The 19,589-nt window shown below is 61.2% G+C and carries 18 protein-coding genes; 13 read left to right on the forward strand and 5 right to left on the reverse strand.

Features of this window, described 5'->3' with window-relative positions:
- Positions 1 to 62: 62 nt before the first annotated feature.
- The gene (locus tag AC50YL_RS27775; RefSeq protein WP_494836267.1) at positions 63 to 266 is read right to left on the reverse strand and encodes a hypothetical protein; all 204 of its coding nucleotides are present in this window, start codon (positions 264 to 266) and stop codon (positions 63 to 65) included.
- A gap of 308 nt (positions 267 to 574) precedes the next feature.
- Here AC50YL_RS27775 and AC50YL_RS27780 point away from each other — a divergent pair, with 308 nt between their 5' ends.
- The gene (locus AC50YL_RS27780) at positions 575 to 1,282 is read left to right on the forward strand and encodes a DNA alkylation repair protein (protein WP_494836269.1); all 708 of its coding nucleotides are present in this window, start codon (positions 575 to 577) and stop codon (positions 1,280 to 1,282) included.
- A 24-nt stretch (positions 1,283 to 1,306) separates the two neighbouring features.
- A complete protein-coding gene (gene gntK / locus AC50YL_RS27785) occupies positions 1,307 to 2,851 on the forward strand; it encodes a gluconokinase (RefSeq protein ID WP_494836270.1) in 1,545 nt (514 codons plus the stop codon).
- Positions 2,852 to 2,857: 6 nt separating this feature from the next.
- On the opposite strand, the gene AC50YL_RS27790 is transcribed toward gntK, so the two are convergent.
- From AC50YL_RS27790 to AC50YL_RS27805, 4 genes are all read right to left on the reverse strand, one after another.
- Positions 2,858 to 3,409, reverse strand: coding sequence for a hypothetical protein (locus tag AC50YL_RS27790; protein WP_494836271.1), 552 nt, complete (start codon positions 3,407 to 3,409; stop codon positions 2,858 to 2,860).
- A 161-nt stretch (positions 3,410 to 3,570) separates the two neighbouring features.
- A complete protein-coding gene (locus tag AC50YL_RS27795; protein ID WP_494836272.1) occupies positions 3,571 to 4,644 on the reverse strand; it encodes a M42 family metallopeptidase in 1,074 nt (357 codons plus the stop codon).
- A 290-nt stretch (positions 4,645 to 4,934) separates the two neighbouring features.
- Entirely contained in the window at positions 4,935 to 5,945 is a 1,011-nt protein-coding gene (locus AC50YL_RS27800; protein ID WP_494836274.1) for an N-acetylglucosamine kinase, read from the reverse strand.
- Positions 5,945 to 7,249 (reverse strand): 6-phospho-beta-glucosidase, encoded by a 1,305-nt coding sequence (locus AC50YL_RS27805; protein WP_494836275.1) that lies wholly within the window; start codon positions 7,247 to 7,249, stop codon positions 5,945 to 5,947. The genes AC50YL_RS27800 and AC50YL_RS27805 overlap by 1 nt, the downstream gene beginning before the upstream one ends.
- Positions 7,250 to 7,498: 249 nt before the next feature.
- Here AC50YL_RS27805 and AC50YL_RS27810 point away from each other — a divergent pair, with 249 nt between their 5' ends.
- From AC50YL_RS27810 to AC50YL_RS27860, 11 genes are all read left to right on the forward strand, one after another.
- Positions 7,499 to 8,362 (forward strand): MurR/RpiR family transcriptional regulator, encoded by an 864-nt coding sequence (locus AC50YL_RS27810; protein ID WP_494836276.1) that lies wholly within the window; start codon positions 7,499 to 7,501, stop codon positions 8,360 to 8,362.
- 203 nt (positions 8,363 to 8,565) lie between these two features.
- Positions 8,566 to 9,480, forward strand: coding sequence for an N-acetylmuramic acid 6-phosphate etherase (gene murQ, locus AC50YL_RS27815; protein ID WP_494836278.1), 915 nt, complete (start codon positions 8,566 to 8,568; stop codon positions 9,478 to 9,480).
- Positions 9,481 to 9,532: 52 nt separating this feature from the next.
- Positions 9,533 to 10,981 carry an ABC transporter substrate-binding protein gene (locus AC50YL_RS27820; protein WP_494836280.1) on the forward strand — a complete coding sequence of 483 codons (1,449 nt, stop codon included), beginning with the start codon at positions 9,533 to 9,535 and terminating at the stop codon, positions 10,979 to 10,981.
- Positions 10,982 to 11,079: 98 nt separating this feature from the next.
- The gene (locus AC50YL_RS27825; protein ID WP_494836282.1) at positions 11,080 to 11,982 is read left to right on the forward strand and encodes a carbohydrate ABC transporter permease; all 903 of its coding nucleotides are present in this window, start codon (positions 11,080 to 11,082) and stop codon (positions 11,980 to 11,982) included.
- An 18-nt stretch (positions 11,983 to 12,000) separates the two neighbouring features.
- Positions 12,001 to 12,861 carry a carbohydrate ABC transporter permease gene (locus tag AC50YL_RS27830; protein WP_494836283.1) on the forward strand — a complete coding sequence of 287 codons (861 nt, stop codon included), beginning with the start codon at positions 12,001 to 12,003 and terminating at the stop codon, positions 12,859 to 12,861.
- Position 12,862: 1 nt separating this feature from the next.
- Entirely contained in the window at positions 12,863 to 14,059 is a 1,197-nt protein-coding gene (locus AC50YL_RS27835; protein WP_494836284.1) for an anhydro-N-acetylmuramic acid kinase, read from the forward strand.
- A gap of 47 nt (positions 14,060 to 14,106) precedes the next feature.
- Positions 14,107 to 15,078 carry a GNAT family N-acetyltransferase gene (locus AC50YL_RS27840; RefSeq protein ID WP_494836285.1) on the forward strand — a complete coding sequence of 324 codons (972 nt, stop codon included), beginning with the start codon at positions 14,107 to 14,109 and terminating at the stop codon, positions 15,076 to 15,078.
- Positions 15,079 to 15,081: 3 nt separating this feature from the next.
- Positions 15,082 to 15,789, forward strand: a complete 708-nt coding sequence (locus AC50YL_RS27845) for a PIG-L deacetylase family protein (RefSeq protein WP_494836286.1) — start codon at positions 15,082 to 15,084, stop codon at positions 15,787 to 15,789.
- Positions 15,786 to 16,925, forward strand: coding sequence for an exo-beta-N-acetylmuramidase NamZ family protein (locus AC50YL_RS27850; protein WP_494836287.1), 1,140 nt, complete (start codon positions 15,786 to 15,788; stop codon positions 16,923 to 16,925). The genes AC50YL_RS27845 and AC50YL_RS27850 overlap by 4 nt, the downstream gene beginning before the upstream one ends.
- Before the next feature lie 13 nt (positions 16,926 to 16,938).
- Entirely contained in the window at positions 16,939 to 18,504 is a 1,566-nt protein-coding gene (gene nagZ, locus AC50YL_RS27855; RefSeq protein ID WP_494836288.1) for a beta-N-acetylhexosaminidase, read from the forward strand.
- 29 nt (positions 18,505 to 18,533) lie between these two features.
- A complete protein-coding gene (locus tag AC50YL_RS27860; RefSeq protein WP_494836289.1) occupies positions 18,534 to 19,445 on the forward strand; it encodes an N-acetylglucosamine kinase in 912 nt (303 codons plus the stop codon).
- The last annotated feature ends 144 nt before the right edge of the window (positions 19,446 to 19,589 follow it).

Below are 19,589 nucleotides of genomic sequence, written 5' to 3' on the forward strand. Positions count from 1 at the left end.
GCGTGCGCATATGCAGCGTCGGGAGTACGCGAATAAATCCGGCGCGGCGCTCATGCTTGCCTTCACCCATCGCCAAGCTGTCGCAGAACGGATGCGCTCACGATCTCGACGAACGGCACGAGCATGATCCCGTCGATCTTGCGCAGCGTAACCGTCCATCGCGTCATGTCCTCGACCAGTCCCGTCCATTGTTCCCCGTCGTCCGTTTGAATCGCGACGAGCTGCCACGAATGCTGGGCTTGCAGTAAACATGCGCGTATCGTCATCGTACCTCCATGGCCTCAAGGCGAGCGGATGCTTGCATGGCTTAGCCGGCTCGCGCAATTGGCTGCGTTGCAGGCTAGAGCACGCTTATAGTATTCGGACGCGCGCATGAAAGTCCGACGGTCGAAGGGAAGGTCCATCCGGCTTTCAGAGCATACCCGAAGCGCAAATTCGCATGCCCGGAGTGAGGTTGGTCCGCAAACATGCTATAGTAATAGCATAAACGCATGCGAGGATGAACGAACGCGCGTGACGGCCGTTTTCGCGCAGTCGTTCATTCTGTCTGTCCGAAAGGCGGTGTATCCAAGCGATGATTTACGAAGAAACGATGCGTCAACTGGCCTCCATGGGCTCGGAGCAGACGAAGAAGACGTTCCTCAATCACGGCGCGCGGGAGCCGCTCTTCGGCGTGAAGATCGGCGACCTGAAGAAGTTGGTCAAGGCCGTGAAGAAGGATCAGGCGCTGGCCTATGCGCTCTACGAATCCGGCAACAGCGACGCGATGTATCTGGCCGGCCTGTCGGCCGATCCCGGCGCGCTGACGATGGAACGTTTGCGGGACTGGGCGCTTCGGGCGAATTGGTACCTGCTTGCGGAAACGACGGTGCCCGGCCTGGCTGCGGAAAGCCCTTACGGCCGCGAGCTCGCCATGGAATGGATCGCCTCGCCGCTGGAGCTGGTCGCCTGCTGCGGCTGGAGCACGTATGCCAATCTGGCGTCGATTACGCCGGACGACGAGTTGGATCTCGGCGAACTGCGCGGACTGCTGCGGTTGGCGGGCGAAACCATCCATTCCGAACGCAACCGGGTCCGCTACGCGATGAACGCGTTCGTGATCGCGACGGGCGGTTACGTGAAGCCGCTGCACGAGGAAGCCAAGGCCGTCGCCGAAACGATCGGCAAGGTTCACGTCAACGTCGGCAACACGGCCTGCAAGGTGCCGCTTGCCGCCGACTATATCGCCAAGATGGAAACGATGGACAGGATCGGACAGAAACGCAAAACTTGCATTTGCTAATCGGAAAGAAGGTACATACAGACAATGGATCGTCAGCAGGATACGTATATGGTCGGCATCGATATCGGTACGACAAGCACGAAGTCGGTGCTGTTCCGGGAAAACGGAGACGTCGTCGCCTCGGCTCACGTGGAATACCCTTTGCATACGCCGACGCCGGCCGTGGCGGAACAGGACCCCGAGCAGATTTTCGCGGCGGTCGTCTCGACCATCAAGCAGGTCATGACGGGCATCGAGCCGGAGAAGGTGCTGCTCGCTTCGTTCAGCTCGGCCATGCACAGCGTCATCCCGGTCGATGCGGCGGGCAAGCCCTTGATGAACTGCCTGACTTGGGCGGACAACCGCAGCGCGGCTTGGACAAGCCGGCTGAAGAACGAGATGAACGGGCACGCGATCTACAGGCGAACGGGCACGCCGATCCACCCGATGTCGCCGATTACCAAATTGTTATGGCTGCGAAACGATATGCCGGAGGTATTCAATCAGACGCGCAAATTCGTCTCGATCAAGGAGTACGTCTTCGCCAAGCTGTACGGCGAGTACGTGATCGATCACTCCATCGCCTCCGCGACGGGCATGTTGAATCTGGAGAAGTTGGACTGGGACGCGGAAGCGCTCGAGATCGCGGGCGTTGCGCCGGACCGGTTGTCGCGGCTCGTGCCGACGACGCATGTGATGCGCGGGATGAAGCCGGACTACGCGGAGGCAATGGGATTGCTGCCGGAAACGCCGTTCGTCGTGGGCGCAAGCGACGGCGTGTTGTCCAATCTCGGCGTGGACGCGATCGAGCCCGGGGTCGTGGCGGTGACGATCGGCACGAGCGGCGCCATCCGCACGGTGGTGGACAGGCCGGTCACGGATCCGAAGGGCCGGTATTTCTGCTACGCGCTGACGGAGGACAAATGGGTCATCGGAGGGGCGGTCAATAACGGCGGCGTCATCTTCCGTTGGTTGAAGGACGAGCTCGGCGGCCCGGAGATCGAGACGGCGAAGCTGCTCGGCAAAGACCCGTACGATCTGCTGACGCAGATCATGGAACGGGTGCGTCCCGGCTCGGACGGGCTGCTTTTCCACCCGTATCTGACGGGGGAGCGGGCGCCGCTCTGGAATGCCGACGCCCGCGGCTCGTTCTTCGGGTTGACGCTGCATCATGGAAAGCCGCATATGATGCGCGCCGTGCTGGAAGGCGTCAATTTCAATTTGTACGCGGTCCTGCAGGCGCTCGAGGAATCGACCGGCAAGCCGAAGCGGATCCACGCCACCGGCGGATTCGCGCGTTCGCCGTTGTGGCGCCAGATGATGGCCGATATCTTCAACCAGGAGGTCGTCATCCCCGAAAGCTTCGAGAGCTCGTGTCTGGGCGCGGTCGTGCTCGGCCTCATGGCGATCGGACGGATCGATTCCTTATCCGCCGTTTCGCGGATGGTCGGCTCCACGCACGCGCATCGGCCGGACGCAAAAACAGCAGCCCTGTACCAAAGGCTGCTGCCGATCTACTTGCGGATTGCCGACAAGCTGGAGGACGAGTACGCGAGCATCGCGGAATTCCAGCGCAGCTTGTTTTACTGATTTGTCTTACTGCTCGGTATTGTGGTTGACGGCGATCATGCCGATAACCTGCGGCGTGTCCGCGCTTCCGCCGAACCAAATCTCGCCGTTGCCCACCATGACGCCTTGATAGTTGACGAACAAATGATCGGCGTTTTGGTTCGCGATGGCGTCTTTGACCGCTTTGGTCATGATGGCGTCGTATTGGTCGACGAAATCATGCCGCGTCTGGATCATGGCGTGTTGCCCGTTCGCTTCGTTCACCCGCAGCGGATAGAGGATATAGTTCGCGACCTCCCCCTTGTCGCCTCTCGCGATCGCGGCCTTGACCGCGTTGAAGGCGTTCAGGAACGCTTGCGGATCGTCGATGCCAGCCGGGTAGAACGGATTTTGTCCGTCCGCGACCTTGGTGGAGGCGAGCGCGCCCGCGCTGATCGCCTGTCCGGCATTGCCGGCGGCGTCGTCGTTGGATGAGGCGGCGCAGCCGACGTTCAGCAGCAGTGCCATCGATATGAGAACGGCCGCGAAGAGCCGCGAGCGTGAACGGGACGAATCGAAACGGACGATGGGAACTCTCATTGTGCATGCACCCTTCCTTTTATAGCCTTATGCTTTCACTTTATGGACGAAGGGATACGGCTTAATGTTTCGGCCCGGTCCCATGAAAAAAGTGGATCGGCAAAGACGCAACAAAAAAACACGCCGGACGGCGTGTTTTTTTGCATTCGGGCGCGTTGGCGCTAGGAACGGTCGAGAATCGTGCGGTACGTCGCGCGGTCGCAGTGCTCCACGAGCTTCACGAGCAATTCTTTGGCCGCGTCGTAATCGTCGGTATGCAGCACGGAAGCGGAAGTATGAATATACCGCGCGCAAACGCCGACGACCGCCGACGGGATGCCGCTGCCCTGCGTATGGACGGCTCCGGCGTCCGTGCCGCCTGCCGAGATAAAATATTGGTACGGAATACGATGCGTCTGCGCCATATCCAGGACATACTCCACCATTCCCCGGTGCGTCAGCATCGTAGGATCGTAGATGCGCAGCAGCGTGCCTTGGCCGAGCTGGCCGAAGGCGGATTTATCGCCGTTCATGTCGTTGGCGGCGCTGGCGTCCATGGCGAAGAACAGATCGGGTTTGATCATGTTGGAGGATGTCCGCGCGCCGCGCAGGCCGAGCTCCTCTTGGACCGTCGCGCCGGAGTACAGCACGTTCGGCAGTTTCTTGCCCTGCAGCTCCTTCAGCAGTTCGATGGCAAGACCGACGCCGTAGCGGTTGTCCCAGGCCTTGGCCATGATTTTCTTCGGGTTCGCGAGCGGCGTGAACGGGCAGTAAGGCACCGCCTGCTGGCCGATGCGGACGCCGATCTCCTGCGCATGCTCTCTGCTGTCGGCGCCGATGTCGATGTACATGCCTTTCATGTCCAGCGGCTTGCCGCGCGCCGCCTCGTCGAGCAGGTGAACCGGCGTCGTGCCGATAATGCCGACCAGCGGCCCGTTATCCGTCATCACTTGTATCCGCTGCGCCGGAAGGACCTGGCTGAACCAGCCGCCGAGCGTTTGGAATTTCAGCATGCCGTTCTCGGTAATCCCGTTAATCAGAAAGCCGACCTCGTCCAAGTGGCCGGCCGCCATGATGATGGGACCTCCCTCGTCGCCGCGAAGCACGCCGAAGATGCTTCCCAATCGATCCTGCACGATCTCGTTCGTGTATTTTCCCATCTCGCCGCGGACAAAACCGCGCAGCTCCCGTTCGAAACCGGACGCCGCTTGATAATCCGTCAAGGTCCGGAAGAGCTCCATCGTCTCTTGGTTCATTCCACATTCCTCGCAATCCGTAAAGTAATGCGCTTGCCGCGCTTTATCCTAACCATCTGCTGCCTGTCGTGCGCAACCCGTGTCAGCTCCATAGTACCGCTTTTTTCCTTCCGGGTAAAATCCGGGCGCCGCACGCACCTCGCAGCGCAACAAAAAAAACCGCCGACTTCGCGCGGTGGCGAATTGGCGGGGCTGCGAAACGGAATCCGTCGCTTCAAGCTCGACGCATATGAAGCCGACCGTGAATCATGCTGCGCCGTACCGGCAATCGTTCCTCCGGCGCATGAAGCTCACTGCTGCAGCAGCTCCACGCTCGCGATGACGCAGCGGCGCGTATCCGCGTCCACCGGCTTGCCGTGCGCGAGCTCGAGCGCCCAGAGCACGGCGCCGGTCGCCGGCGGCACCTGCAGCAGCACGTACCTGCACGGCTGAACGACGAGCTCGGCCATGTACCGTTCGAAGCGTTCGAACAGCAGCGGGCTGTCCGCCTTGACCCATACGGAGCCCGCGAGCACGACGTCGATCTCCGCTTCGCCGCCGAAGTCGAGGTGCCGGAGGCACCCGGCGGCGGAATGGGCCAGCTGCCTGGCCGAATGGTCGACGATGCCGAAAGCGGCTTCGTCGCCGGCTTCCGCGGCGCGCAGCAGAATCCGGATCAGCTCGGTATTCGGCAGCGTTCGGTTCGCGGAACCTTCCACGGCGTATTCCATGAACGCTTCCTTCGCGGACACGCCGAGCAGCGCCATGACGGGTTCGGCCATCGACGTCGCCGGTCCCAACCGGTACAAGGAATCGTAGACGGCGCGCAGCACCTTCCTGCCCAGATAGAAACCGCCGGCTTCGTCGCCGGCCAGCTCGCTGCCGATGCCCCCGACCTGGAGCCGGCGGCCGCTCGGGGAGATGCCGCCGGCAACCGTGCCGGAGCCGTTGATGGAGCAGATGCCGTAGCCGCGGGCGATGCCCGCCTTGATGCCGAGGAAGGAGTCGTTGTCGACGGCATAGTTCGTGAACCCGAGCCGTTCGACGATTCGGCCGAGCTGCTCCTTCTGCGAAGGAATATCCGCGCCGGCGAGGCCGAACGCGCCGGCGGCGACCTGCGCCATCGTCAGTCCGTTGCGCGTCAATAACGCGCGGATGTTCTCGTCCATGACGCGGTATGAACTGGCGTACGCATCCGCGAAGCGTTCATGGCTGCAGGTGCCGGCGCCCAGATGATCGACGAAACGTCCGTCGACGCCGAACAGGAAGTAATCCGTCTTGCTGTTGCCGCCGTCGACGCCGATAATATAGCGGTCGTTCATTACGCGTTCGCTTCTTCCTTGAAGAACTGCGGCAGATACTCCTTATGCGCTTCCTTCAGCTCGTCGAAGGCGCCGCGCGCCGCGTCGTAATCGCCGACCAGCGGATTCATGAGCAGCGCGCGCATGGCCGCGTCCTCGCCGCCGCCGATCGCCGCGGCGACGGTCTCGCGTTCGTAGGCTTTCACCATCCGCATGTAGTCGATGATGTGCCGGTTATCGAAGCCCTCGATCTTGACCGGCTTCGCGCCGTCCTTGCCGATGACCGCGCACACCTCGACCGCGTCGTTGTCCCGCATGAAGTCGAGCGCGCCGTTGTTCAGCAGGTTCACGACATGCACTTCCTGCTTGTCGTTGTGGATCGCGTCGACGAGGCTGATGGCCACCTCGGAATAATTGGCGCCGCCGCGGGAAGCGAGCAGCTCCGGCTTGGAATGAAGCGCGGCATCGGAATAGATGCTCAGGAGTTCCTCCTCGATCTGCATGCATTTCTCGCCGCGGGACAGCTCCATGTCGCGGACGACCTGCAGCTTCTTGTTCTTGAAATAGTAATATTCCAGGTACGACGACGGAATCGCGCCCGCCATCCGGATCAGCTCTTTGCTGAAGCCGCTGGCCGGGATGTTCTTCATCGTCTCGCTGTTCAGGCCCATCTCGAGCGCCGTCTTCAAATAATCCTTGCCGTCCTGCTCGATGCCGGTGATCCAGCTCAGGTGGTTGAGGCCGATATACTCGATGCTCGGATGGTCGAGCTGCAGAGACTCGCGAATGCTCTTGAACATGTTGTACGGCACGTTGCACAGGCCGAGCATCTTGACGCCGGCATGATTCAGGATCGCTTCGGTAATGATGCCCGCCGGATTGGAGAAGTTGATGAGCCAAGCGTCCGGGCACAGCGCCTTCATGCGCTCGGCGATCCGCAGCATGACGGGGATGGTGCGCATCGCCTTGAAGAAGCCGCCGATGCCGCAGGTTTCTTGGCCGATCATGCCGTACCGGAGCGGAATCTTCTCGTCGAGCACGCGCGCCGGCAGCTTGCCGACGCGGATCTGGCCGAGCACGAAATCGGCGCCGGTCAGCGCTTCGTCCAAATCCTGCGTCATCACGACGCGGCAAGGCATGTTCGCGGCGGCGATCATTCGCACGCACAGTTCCCCGACGATGCGCAGCTTGCGCTCGTCGATATCCATCAGGACGAGCTCGCCGATCGGCAGCGCGCCCTTGCGCTTGATCATGCCTTCGATGAGCTCGGGCGTATACGTGCTTCCGGAACCGATAATGGCGATTTTGATGCTTTCTTTCTTCATGTCCTTCACCTCTGGTTTGGGGTCGCCGGGATAGCGGCAGAATGTGAGGCCATTATAGCACGCAAGGATTGTTCCAACAATAAAAATTAGGTATAAAATTTCATGGTGAATTTTTGTTTTGAAATAAAATTTCTAATAAGGTGTCCTAAAACATGACATGGGACGTCGCTTTTTTCTTGTGTTTTGGCATCATTACGCTTAAGATAAGAGTGAATTCGAGAGGGACAAACTAGGCGAGTAGGGACGATTATGGCGATAAACGACAACATTTTGATCAAGATTCGGGACATGAAGGACAGCATGACGCCCGTTGAGAAGCTGGTTGCCGATTTTATATTGGAGAATACGGACGAAGTGCCGCATCTCTCGATCAAGAGCCTTGCCCAAATGAGCAAGACGAGCGACGCGTCGGTGCTGCGCTTCTGCAAAACGCTGGGCTACGGCGGCTATCGAAGCTTTATCGTCAGCATCTCGGCTTCGCTCGGCTCCAGGGACGAAGACCAGAAGGACCAGTACACCGATATTCAGCCCGGAGACGACTTGTCCATCATCATCTCCAACATCTCCCGCAACAACATCAAGTCCATCGAAGACACGCTCAGCGTCATCGACCGCGAGCAGGTCGCCAAGGCCGTGAAGGTGCTTCGCGAGAGCAGCCGGATCGTCTTCTTCGGCGTCGGCGCCTCGGGGATCGTCTGCATGGACGCGGAGCAGAAGTTCAGCCGCATCAACAAAATGTGCCATGCATACACCGACAGCCACAGCCAGCTGACCGCGGCCACGCTGCTCGGCAAGGGCGACGTCGCCTTCTTCATCTCGAACTCCGGCGATACCGTCGAGATTCTCGATACGCTGGAGCTGGCGCTGAAGAACGGGGCGACGACGATCGCCATCACCAAATACAACAAGAGCGAGCTGGCGGACAAATCGGATATCCTGCTCAGCATCTCGACGCCGGAGTTGACCATGCGCAGCGGCGCGATGGGCTCGCGGATCGCCATGCTGACGGTGGTCGACATGCTCTTCGCGGGCGTCGCCAGCGCCGAGTACCAGAACGTGAAGAAGTATTTGACCAAGACGCATAACATCCTATCGGGCAAGCATCGCAAATAATGGGACGGGACATGGGAAAGCTAGCGCTGAACATGTCTTTTTTTACGGCCTCGTCCAAAATAAAAAAACAGTTATTAATTTTAGTATAAAATTTTATTTCAGAATCTATTGACGAAGATGGCAAGTCGACGTAATATGGGTCTTAAGAAATAACAAGTGTGTTAGATAACCTAACATCACGACTTGAGGGTAGGAGAATGGTTATGAACGAATATTTGGCGGGATTGACGACGGAGGAAATCAATCGGGACACGCTGATGATCGACGAATGCTCGACCGAGGACATGGTCCGCCTCCTGAATCAAGAGGATGCGAAGGTTCCTGCCGCGGTCGCCGCGGAAATTCCGCAGATTGCGAAAGCGGTTGATCTTCTTCATCGGCTGCTGAAGAACGGCGGACGCATGTTTTACATCGGAGCAGGCACTTCCGGCAGATTAGGGGTGCTCGACGCATCGGAGATTCCGCCGACGTTCGGGACCGACCCTTCGCTGGTGCAAGGATATATCGCCGGCGGGGACGTCGCGTTGCGGGTCGCCGTGGAAGGATTCGAAGACAATGCAGAGGAGGGGGTAGGGTTAATCGATCGCTGCGGCATTACAGAGAAAGACGCGGTGATCGGCATCTCGGCCAGCGGAAGCGCGAGCTTCGTCATCGCCGGGTTGAAGCGGGCCGCCGAGCTTGGCGCCGCGACGATCGGCGTCGTGAACAACAAGAACTCCAGGCTCGCGGAAGTCTGCGACGTGTGCATCGCGCCCGTCGTCGGACCGGAAGTCATCATGGGCTCGACGCGGCTGAAGGCGGGCACGGCGACGAAGTTGGTGCTCAACATGCTGACGACCTGCACGATGGTCAAGCTCGGCAAGACGTACAACAACCTCATGGTGGACTTGAAAGCCAGCAACATCAAGCTGAACGACCGCTCGATTCGAATCATCCAAACCGCAACGGGCGCGGATTCGGAGACGGCAAAACAGGCGCTTCGCGAGGCCTCGATGAACTGCAAGCTCGCCATTATGATGATCATTACCGGTTTGGACGCGGCGCACGCGGAGCAAGAGCTGGCGCGCAGCGAGGGCAGCCTGAAGGTTGCGATTCGGAATTGCACGAAAGTCGGTTAACGAGGCTTGATCAGGACACTATAATGCTGAATCCTTAAGGAGGATTATTCCTATGAAGACGAAATCCCGCGTTTTGGCATCCGTATTGGCACTCGGTTTATCCGTAACGACGCTTGCCGCATGTTCATCCAACAACGGCGATAACGGCGGCGCGAGCAACGCCGGCGGCAACGCGAACGCAGGCGGCGCGTCCGGCGCGAAGGATACGATCACGGCGCTGCTGCCGCCGGTATCCCCGACCTACCAGGACAATTTCGAGCAAATGGCCAAGGATTTCAACGCGGCGAACCCGAACTTGACGTTGAAGATCGAGCCCGCCAGCTGGGAAGACATGACGCAGAAGCTGGATACGCAGGTCAACGCGGGCAGCCCGCCGGACATCGCGTTCATCGGCTCCGACGGCATCTCGAAGTACGTGCAGCAAGGCATGCTGATGGATATCAAGGACGCGGCGACCTCCGACATGATCGCGGATTACGATCCGGCGCCGATGGAATACATGAAGAACGGCGACGGCATCTACGGCTTCCCGGCTTATATGGAAGCGCATGCGCTCGGCGGCAACAAGGAGTTCCTGGAGAAAGCCGGCATCGACTACAAGAGCGTTCAGAAGAACGGCTGGACCTATGACGAGTTCCGCGAAGCCATCAAGAAAGGCGTCGTGAAGGAAGGCGACAAAACGAGCCGCTACGGCTTCGTGTTCGCGACCGCGGGCGTCGCTTCCAAGGATTACTTGAACATTCTCGTCAAAAACGCCGGCATGCCGAACGCGTTCACGACGGACAACAAATACGCCTACACGAGCAAAAACTTCCTGGAAGTGCTGAAGGATATCCGTCAGCTGATCGACGACGGTTCCATGCCGAAGGAGCTGAGCTCCGTGGACGCGGGCAAACGCTGGAACATGTTCCTGACCGGCCAAACGATGATCACGGGCAAAGGCCTCGCGACGTTCGAGAACTCGGCGAACAAGAACAACGAGAAAATCGACGCCAATGACGGCAGCGCGGTCAAAGGCAGCATCAAAGCGGACTACATCGTCCTTCCCGTGCCTTCGTTCCTCGGCCAGCCGGCGGTCACGACCGTGGCGGTCGACGGCTACGTCACCTTCCGCGGCAAGAAAGAGCCGACGGCCGAGCATAAGGCGAACGTCGTCAAAGCGGCGTACTTCCTCGCCAGCGGCAAAGTCGCGGCAACGACGAACAACGATCTGTTCGTCGCGCATATTACCAAAACCGGCAGAACGGCGGCCGAAGGCATGACGGTCAACCGCAATCCGGACAACGTGGCGGCGGTCAGCACGCTTCTCTCCCATGCGGCACCGGCCCGTCCCGACATTCCGGTCGAGCTCGGCGCGAAAGCGATCAAGCTGGAAGACGAAGTCATGATTCCGAAGCTGCAGGCGCTGCTTGCCGGCGAGCTCAAGCCGGAGGACATGTACGACGCGCTGAAGAAAGCCGCGATCGACGCGTTCGGCGAAGACGGCGTCGTCAAGGACTGATTTTCCCATTCGGATAGCCGCTTGTATCTCAGGCGGCTATCCGAACTCATTTTATCGCGTGGCCACTGATCCGATTGCCGAAAAGAGGTGCTGCCTTAATGAACTCATTCAAGAAATCATTCATCAAACGCAAAATCGGAGGCGATGCCGGCTGGGGATACATCTTCATCGCCGTCGCTTTGGTCGTCTTCGCGCTGTTCACGGCCTATCCCGTCGCCAGCGCGTTCATTATCAGTTTCCAAGACTATAAACCGCTCGGCTCGACCTTCATCGGGTTCGACAATTACACCGAAACGTTCAAGGATGCGCTGTTCTGGCGGTCCATCCGCACTACGATCGTCTATACGATTCTAACCGTGCCAGTCGCGCTGCTGCTGTCTTTCGCGGTGGCGATTCTCATACTGCCTCTCAAGAAGTGGATGCAGACGACGTTCAAAGCCGTCTATTATTTGCCCGCGGTCGCGTCCGGGGTCGCGCTCTCGGTCGTCTGGCTGTGGATCTTCGACCCGATGGAATCCGGAATCTTCAACAAGCTGATCGGCCTGTTCGGCATCGGCAACCAGAACTGGCTCGGTTCGAGCAGCACGGCGATGTTCTCGCTGGTCTTCATGGCCTGGCTGTCGAGCCACGGCACGAGCATCATTATTTACTTGGCCGCCTTGCTCGGCATCGACACGAGCTATTACGAGGCCGCGGATCTGGACGGCGCGTCCTTCCTGCAGAAGCTGCGGTATATCGTCATCCCGTGCCTGAAGCCGACGACGCTGTTCCTGCTCGTCACCGGGGTCATCGGTTCCTTCCAGGTGTTCCAGAACGCCTATCTCATGACCGGCGGCGGACCGGACAACGCGACCACGATGGTCGGCCTGCTGATCTTCAACAACGCGTTCAAGTATTTCGAATTCGGCAAGGCGGCGGCGCAATCGCTCGTCCTGGCGGCGTTCATCGCCATCGTCGCGTTGATGCAATTCAAGTTTTTCGGCAAAGAAGTGGAATACTAGAGGAAGGAGGAAACGCAGATGTCGCTGTACAAAAATTATCCGGACCGCAGCAAAGGCAAGCTGTTCCGCAACGGCACGATCGTCGTGCTGCTGCTGCTGTTCGCGCTTGCTACCATTTTCCCTATCTATTTCATGGTGATCTCTTCCCTAGGCGACCCGGTCGAAGCGGGCGCGATGAACTATTCCCTATTTCCGAGCAAAATCTCGTTCGCTTCCTATAAATTCTTTTTCGATTACAGCGAATATTCGCTCCGGTGGCTCTTCAACTCGCTCATCGTGGCCGGCAGCGTTATGCTGTCCAACGTGGTGTTCGCCAGCATGGCGGGCTACGCGTTCTCCAAAATCGATTTCAAGGGCAGATCGTTTCTCTTCACGCTGCTGCTCGTCGCCATGATGATTCCTTACCAGGTTACCCAAGTGCCGCTGTATATCCTGATCGTCAACGTATTCAATCTGCAGAACACGTACAGCGCGCTGATCGTGCCGGGGCTCGTGACGGTCTATAACATCTTCCTCGCGAAGCAGTTCATGTCGTCCATTCCGAAGGAAATCATCGAAAGCGCGAAGATGGAGGGCTGCAGCCAGTTCCAAATCTACGTGCGGATCATTTTGCCGTTATCCAAAACCGTCCTTGCCGTCATGGCCATCCTCACGTTCATGGACAGCTGGAATACGTTCTTCTGGCCGTTCCTCGTCACGAACACGATGGATATGCAGACGATCCAGGTCGGTCTCAAAAACTTCCGGTTCGCGAACACGACCTACTTCGCCCCGATGATGGCGGGCGCGACGATCTCCGCCCTGCCGATGTTCGTCCTGTTCTTCAGCCTGCAGCGTTACTTCCTCGAGGGCGTAACCGTCGGCGCGGTCAAAGGCTGACATGACGGCGGGCGGAGCGAAGACGCGCACGGAGAGGTACGCCGTCGGCTTGATGTCGGGCACGTCGGTCGACGGAATCGACGCCGCGGTGATCAGGATTGATGGCGGCGAAAGCGATCGGTCGACGGCGCAGCTGGTCGCGTTCGCGAATAGCGGTTATCCGCCGGCCGTACGGGAGGCGATCTTCGAGCTGTTCGATCCCGCCCGCGCCACGATCGACCGGGTCGGCCGGATGAACGTCCGGCTGGGCGAGCTGTACGCCGAAGCGGCCTTGTCGGTCATCGCGGCCGCGGGTCTGACGCCGGCGGACATCGCGGTCGTCGGCTCGCACGGGCAGACGATCTACCATGCGCCGGAGCCGCATATCGAGGACGGTCGCGATCTGCGCTTCACGGTGCAGATCGGCGAAGGCGCGGTGATCGCCGCGCGAACGGGCATCCCGTGCGTGTCCGATTTCCGCGTCGCCGACATGGCGGTCGGCGGGCAGGGCGCGCCGCTCGTGCCGTTCACGGAATATTTGCTGTACAGGGAGACGGACCGGACGCTGCTGCTGCAGAACATCGGCGGCATCGGGAACATCACCGTGCTGCCTGCCGGCAGCGGCGCCGAAGGCGTATTCGCCTTCGACACGGGACCCGGCAATATGCTGATCGACGGCGTCGTGTCGCTGCTGACCGGCGGTGAGCTGAAGATGGACGCCGGCGGCGCCATCGCCGCATCCGGCCGCGTGAACGAAGCGCTGCTGAACCGGCTGAAGCAGGAGCCGTATTACGCGCAGCCGCTGCCGAAGTCGACCGGCCGGGAGCGCTTCGGCGCCGCGTACGCGGAGGAGCTGCTCGCGTATAAACAGAAGCACGGCTTGTCCGCGAAGGATCTGATCGCGACCGTCACGATGCTGACGGCCTGGTCCATCGGGGATGCGTACCGGCGATTCGCGGCGCCGCTGCATGCCGCGGACGTCATGCTGGTCGGCGGCGGCGGAAGCTATAACCCGACGCTGATCGGATGGCTGAAGCGGGAGATGGAACCGATGGGCGTGCAGGTGCTGATCCAGGAGGACATCGGGCAGAGCAGCGACGCCAAGGAAGCCGTGGCGTTCGCGCTGTTGGCGGACTATGCGATCGCGCGCAGGCCGAACAACCTGCCGAGCGTCACGGGCGCGAAGCGGCCCGTCGTGCTGGGGAAAATCTCGTACTAGCGCGCATGAAACAGCTTTATACCAGATCGCGAGCGAGGTGACGCCGAATGAGGATCGCCTCTTTCGAGCATCGTTACGTGGACGGCATCCTAGCCTTATGGAACAAGGAAGCCGTGCAGGAAGATTATAAGGAATTGGATACGGCGAGCTTCGATCGGATATTCGCGGGCAATCCGCATTTCGATGCGGATTGCGCGTTCGTGCTGCTGGATGCTGACGGCGAGGCAGCGGGCTTCGCGTGCGGCTGTACGGGCGACGATCTCCCGCTCGGCGACGTCGCGGGCTACGTGACGTGCATCGTCCTCTCGGCCGCATGCCGGAATGATGACGCTTACGGGAAGCTGCTGGGCGCGCTGGAAGCGCGGTTTCGGCAGCTCGGCAAGAAACAGTCCGACGTGCTGTTCTTCAATCCGATGATGCTCCCGTGGTACGTTCCGGGCACGCCGAAGCACGAGCATAACAACGCGCCGGGCGTTCCGGCCGGCAGCCCGTTGCATCGCTATCTGCTGACATGCGGTTATGCCGAACGGACGCAGGAATGCGCGATGTACCTGGCATTGTCCGGGTTCGCCTGGACGGACGAGATGCGGGCGAAGGAAGCGAAGGCCGGCGAAAGCGGGTACGCGGTCGAGCTGTTCGATCCTCGGCGGCATACGGGCATCGAAGCGATGCTGGACGGGTTCGACAATCCGCTCTGGCGGCGCGAGATCGCGCGGTGCGCGGCGGACGGCATGCCCGTCGTCATCGCGGCGCGCGCGGGCAGGGCCGTCGGATTCGCCGGTCCCGTGATCCGCGAGGACAGCGGCCGGGGCTATTTTGCCGGGATCGGGGTGCATCCCGAGCATGAAGGGCACGGGCTCGGGAGCCTGTTGTTCTTCCGGCTCTGCGAGGCGTTCAAGGCGGTCGGCGCGGACTATATGTCGTTGTATACGGGAATCAAGAATCCGGCCATTCGGATCTACGAGAAAGCCGGGTTCCGGCCGGTCAAATATTTTGCGATCATGCGGAAGGAGTTTTAACGAATGGGCGAGCAGCGGTTGACGATATTGGCGATCGGCGGACATGTAGGGGATGCGGAATTGACGGCGGGCGGCGTGCTGGCGAGCCATGCCCTGAAGGGAGACAGGATCGTCACCTTGGCGCTGACGGCCGGGGAACGCGGCGTTCCGGCGGACCGGGACATGGCGGATTACCGGGCGCAGAAGGTGCGGGAAGCGGAGCAATTCGCGGCGATGCTGGGCGGGGAGGCGATCGTGTTCGAGATTCCGGACGGGGAGCTCGAGGACAGCGACGAGATGCGGTACCGGGTGTGCGACGTCATCCGCCGCGTGAAACCGAACGTGATCATCACGCATTTCAAGAACAGCATGCACAAGGACCATATGACGACGCATCGGATCGTGAACGACGCGCGCTTCTTCGCGGGCCTCGCGTCCTTCGAGCGGGAGCTGCCGGCGCACTTCGCGGCCAAGCTCTATTACGCGGAGAATTGGGAGGACGCGGTCGATTACAAGCCGTACGTCTATGTCGATTTCAACCACGAGGCGTACGAGCTGTGGGTCAAAGCGGTATCGACGCATTGGTTCGTGACGGGCAGCAAGTCGTTCCCGTACCTGGAATATTATAAGCACCTCGCGCGCGTGCGCGGCATCGAGGCGCGCAAGCCGTACGCGGAAACCTTCATGGTGCCGGAGGAAACGATGCGCCTGCGCCAGGATTCCCTCGCATGATGCTGAACGGCATCGATCGGATCGGCCGGTACGCGGAGCTGTTCCAAGGGAAGCGGCTCGGCTTGATCACGTCGCCTACCGGCCTCGACCAGGCATTCGCGTCGACCATCGGCATCCTGCACGAACGCTTCAAGCTGGCGGCGCTGTTCTCGCCCGAGCACGGCGTGCGCGGCGATCAGGACGCGGGCGGCCTCGTGGAGACATACGTCGATCCGCAGACCGGCGTTCCCGTGCACAGCCTGTATCGTCAAGATTCCAAGCGGCTCACGCCGGCCATGCTGGACGAAGTCGACGCGGTCGTCTACGACATTCAGGACGTCGGCGTTCGCTATTATACGTTTATCTATACGATGCTCTACGCGCTCGAGGATTGCGCCAAGGCGGGCAAGGAATTCATCGTGCTCGACCGGTTCAATCCGCTGGGCGGCGCGGCGGTGGAAGGCAACGTCCTGAAGCCGGGCTACCGGTCGTTCGTCGGCAATTATCCGCTCGCGGTCCGCTACGGGCTGACCGTCGGCGAACTGGCGCTGATGGCGAACGACGAGATGGGCTGGCAGTGCAAGCTGCATGTCGTTCCATGCGAAGGCTGGGAGCGGGAGATGCAGTTCCCGGCGCTGAACCGGACGTGGGTGCAGCCGTCGATGGGCATTCCGCGGTACGAGACCGCGCTGTTGTACGGAGGCACCTGCCTGTTCGAAGGAACGAACTTGTCCGAGGGCAGGGGAACGACGTTTCCGTTCGAGATCATCGGCGCGCCGTTCATCGAGCCGCAGCGACTGGCGGACGAGATGAACGGCAAGGGGCTGCCCGGCGTGCATTTCCGTCCCGTCCATTACAAGCCGACCGCCTCGAAGCATCAGGGCGAACGCTGCGGCGGCGTGCAGCTGCACGTGACGGACGCGCTCGCGGTGCGGCCCGTGGATACGGGCGTTACGCTGCTGTTCGCGATCAAGGACAACTACGAGGCATTCGCTTGGCTGCCGCCGTTCAAGGAAGGCGCCCGGCCGTTCATCGATTTGCTCGGCGGGGACCATCTATACCGCGCCGAATCCGTGGACGTTCCGGGAATGCTGGCGCAATTCCGCGAGGAGAGCCGGGATTTCGCGGAGCGGAAGCGGCAGTATCATCTGTATTAAGGGGAGTGCGAGCATGAAAGCTTTAACGCTAAGGGAGAAAATCGGCCAGCTGATCGTGACCGGGTTTCCGGCGACGGGCATGACCGGCGAGCTGCGGCATCTGATCGCGGAATACAAGATCGGAAACATCATTCTGTTCTCGCATAACGTCGAGGGCAAAGCGCAGCTGCGCGAGCTGTGCGCCGAGCTGCAGCATACGATCACGGCGCATACCGGGTTCCCGGCGCTGATCTCCGTCGACCAGGAAGGCGGCCGGGTGACGCGCCTGCCTTCCGACGCGACGAGCGTGCCCGGCGCGATGGCGATCGCCTCGACGGGTCGGCCGGAGAACGCCTACGCCGCGGGCCGGATGACTGCGCGCGAGCTGCGCGCGCTCGGCATCAATTTCAATCTTGCGCCGGTACTCGACGTCAACAACAATAAACAGAACCCGGTCATCAACGTCCGCTCTTACGGGGATACGCCGGACGCCGTTATCGCATACGGCTTGCCGATGATGCGGGGCTTGACGGAAGGCGGCGTGCTGGCATCCGTCAAGCATTTTCCGGGCCACGGCGATACGGCGGTCGACTCGCATCTGGGATTGCCCGCGATCGAGAAATCGATCGAGCAGCTGCTGGAGCTGGAGCTGAAGCCGTTCCAAGCGGCGATCGCGGCCGGGGCGGAAGCCCTCATGAGCTCGCATATCCTGTTCCCGCTCATCGAGGCGGAGCGGGTGCCGGCGACGATGTCGCGGGCGATCATCACCGATCTGCTGAAGCAGCGGCTGGGCTACGAAGGGTTGGTCGTCTCGGATTGCCTGGAGATGGACGCGATCAAGGAATACTACGGCACGGCACGCGGCGCGCTCGGCGCGCTGAAGGCCGGCGTGCATCTGCTCTTCGTCAGCCATACGCCCGCGCTCGTGATGGAGGCGGTGGCGACGATCGAGCAAGCGGTGGCATCCGGCGAGCTGGCGGAGTCCGTCCTGGACGAGGCGCTGGAGAAGGTACTCTATTATAAGAAGAAATACGGCGACGCGGGCCAAGCGGACCTCGGCGTCGTCGGCTGCGAGACGCATCGCCGCGCGGCAGCGGCCATAAGCGAGGAAAGCGTCTGCCTCGCGAAGGGCGAACTCGCGACCGTGCGCAAGGGCGGCGGCGAAACGATCTTCGTCGGCAGCTATCCCTACCGGACGGATCAAGCTTCGAGCCAAGCGAAGACGGGGTTGTCTTTCCCGTCGGCGATGGCCGCGGCGTTCGATGCGCCGCATGTCATGACCGGATTCGATCCGGACGAAGCGGAGATCGAGCGGACGCTGGCGCGCGCCGCCGGTTACAAGCAAGTCGTGGTCGGCTTGTACAACGGCCGCGAGAATGCCGGTCAGCTGGCGCTCGTGAACCGGTTGGCCGCGAACGGGCATGCGGTGACGGCCGTCGCGCTCGGCAAGCCTTACGATCTCGAGCACGTGGCGGAAGGCGTCTGCGGCCTCGCCGCGTTCGAGTACACGCCGCTCGCGATCGATGCCTTGATCCGCGTCCTGGGCGGCGAGATTCGGCCGACCGGCCGGTTAAGCATCGCCATATCGGGCACCTACTAACAGGCTTCTGGCAAGGATGTGAATAGTAGATGAGGTACGTAGCGGGCTTGGACGGCGGCGGAACGAAGACGGCCGTCACCGTGGCCGATGAATTCGGGCGGACGGTGCATGCGTTTGCGTCCGGAGCCATCAATTACAACGGGCAGGACGAAGCGAGCATCGCGCTCAGCTTCCGGACGATCATGGCCGAGATCGGGCGGGCCGCCGGCGGCCTCTCGAACGTCGCGCAGCTATGCATCGGCGCGGCCGGCGTCAGCAATCCCGTCGTCCGGGAAAGGCTGGCCGCGAACGTCCGGGAATGCGGATATACGGGCGGTCTGCTCATTACCGGCGATCACGAGACGGCGCTGATCGGCGCGCTCGGCAGCCCGGTAGGGATGATCCTGATCGCCGGCACGGGATCGATCTGCTACGGCGCGAACGACGCCGGCCTGTCGCACCGCGCGGGCGGCTGCGGCTATCTGATCGACGACGAGGGAAGCGGCTACAGCATCGGCCGCGACCTTCTGACGGCGGTCGCGAAATCGAACGACGGCCGGATTCCGCCGACGGTCATTACCGGTCTCGTCTATGAGCGGCTGGGAATGACGACCGTGAGGGAGCTGATCGGGTTCGCGCACGACAAGCGGACGAACAAGAAGGACATCGCGGCGCTCGCTCCCCTGCTGACCGCGGCTTGCGAAGCCGGCGACGCCGTGGCGATGGCCATCGTCAAGCGCAGCGCCGCCTCGCTGCTGGAGCTGGTCGTTCCCGTGGCGGAGAAGCTGGCGCTGCAGGACGGCAGGCTCGTGCTGGCGGGCAGCGTGCTGTTGAAGAATGCCTACGTGCGCGATGCCTTCGGGGCGCTGTTGAAGCAGGCGTACCCGGGAATGACCTGCGTGGACGCGCCGGCCGATGCGTCCGGCGGGGCGGTTCGCATGGCGCTGTCGGCGCTTGCGTAGTGTTCGCTCGCGCAGCGGGCGAAGGAACGACAAGAAGCTGTCGGCAAATGCCGGCAGCTTCTTGTCGTTGTTCGGCGGGGACTGGAAGTCGCGACCGGAGGGCCGTCTCGCAAGCCCCTCTTGCAAGCCCGTCTCGGAAGTCCC

This window comes from Paenibacillus sp. J22P277, assembly GCF_059383675.1.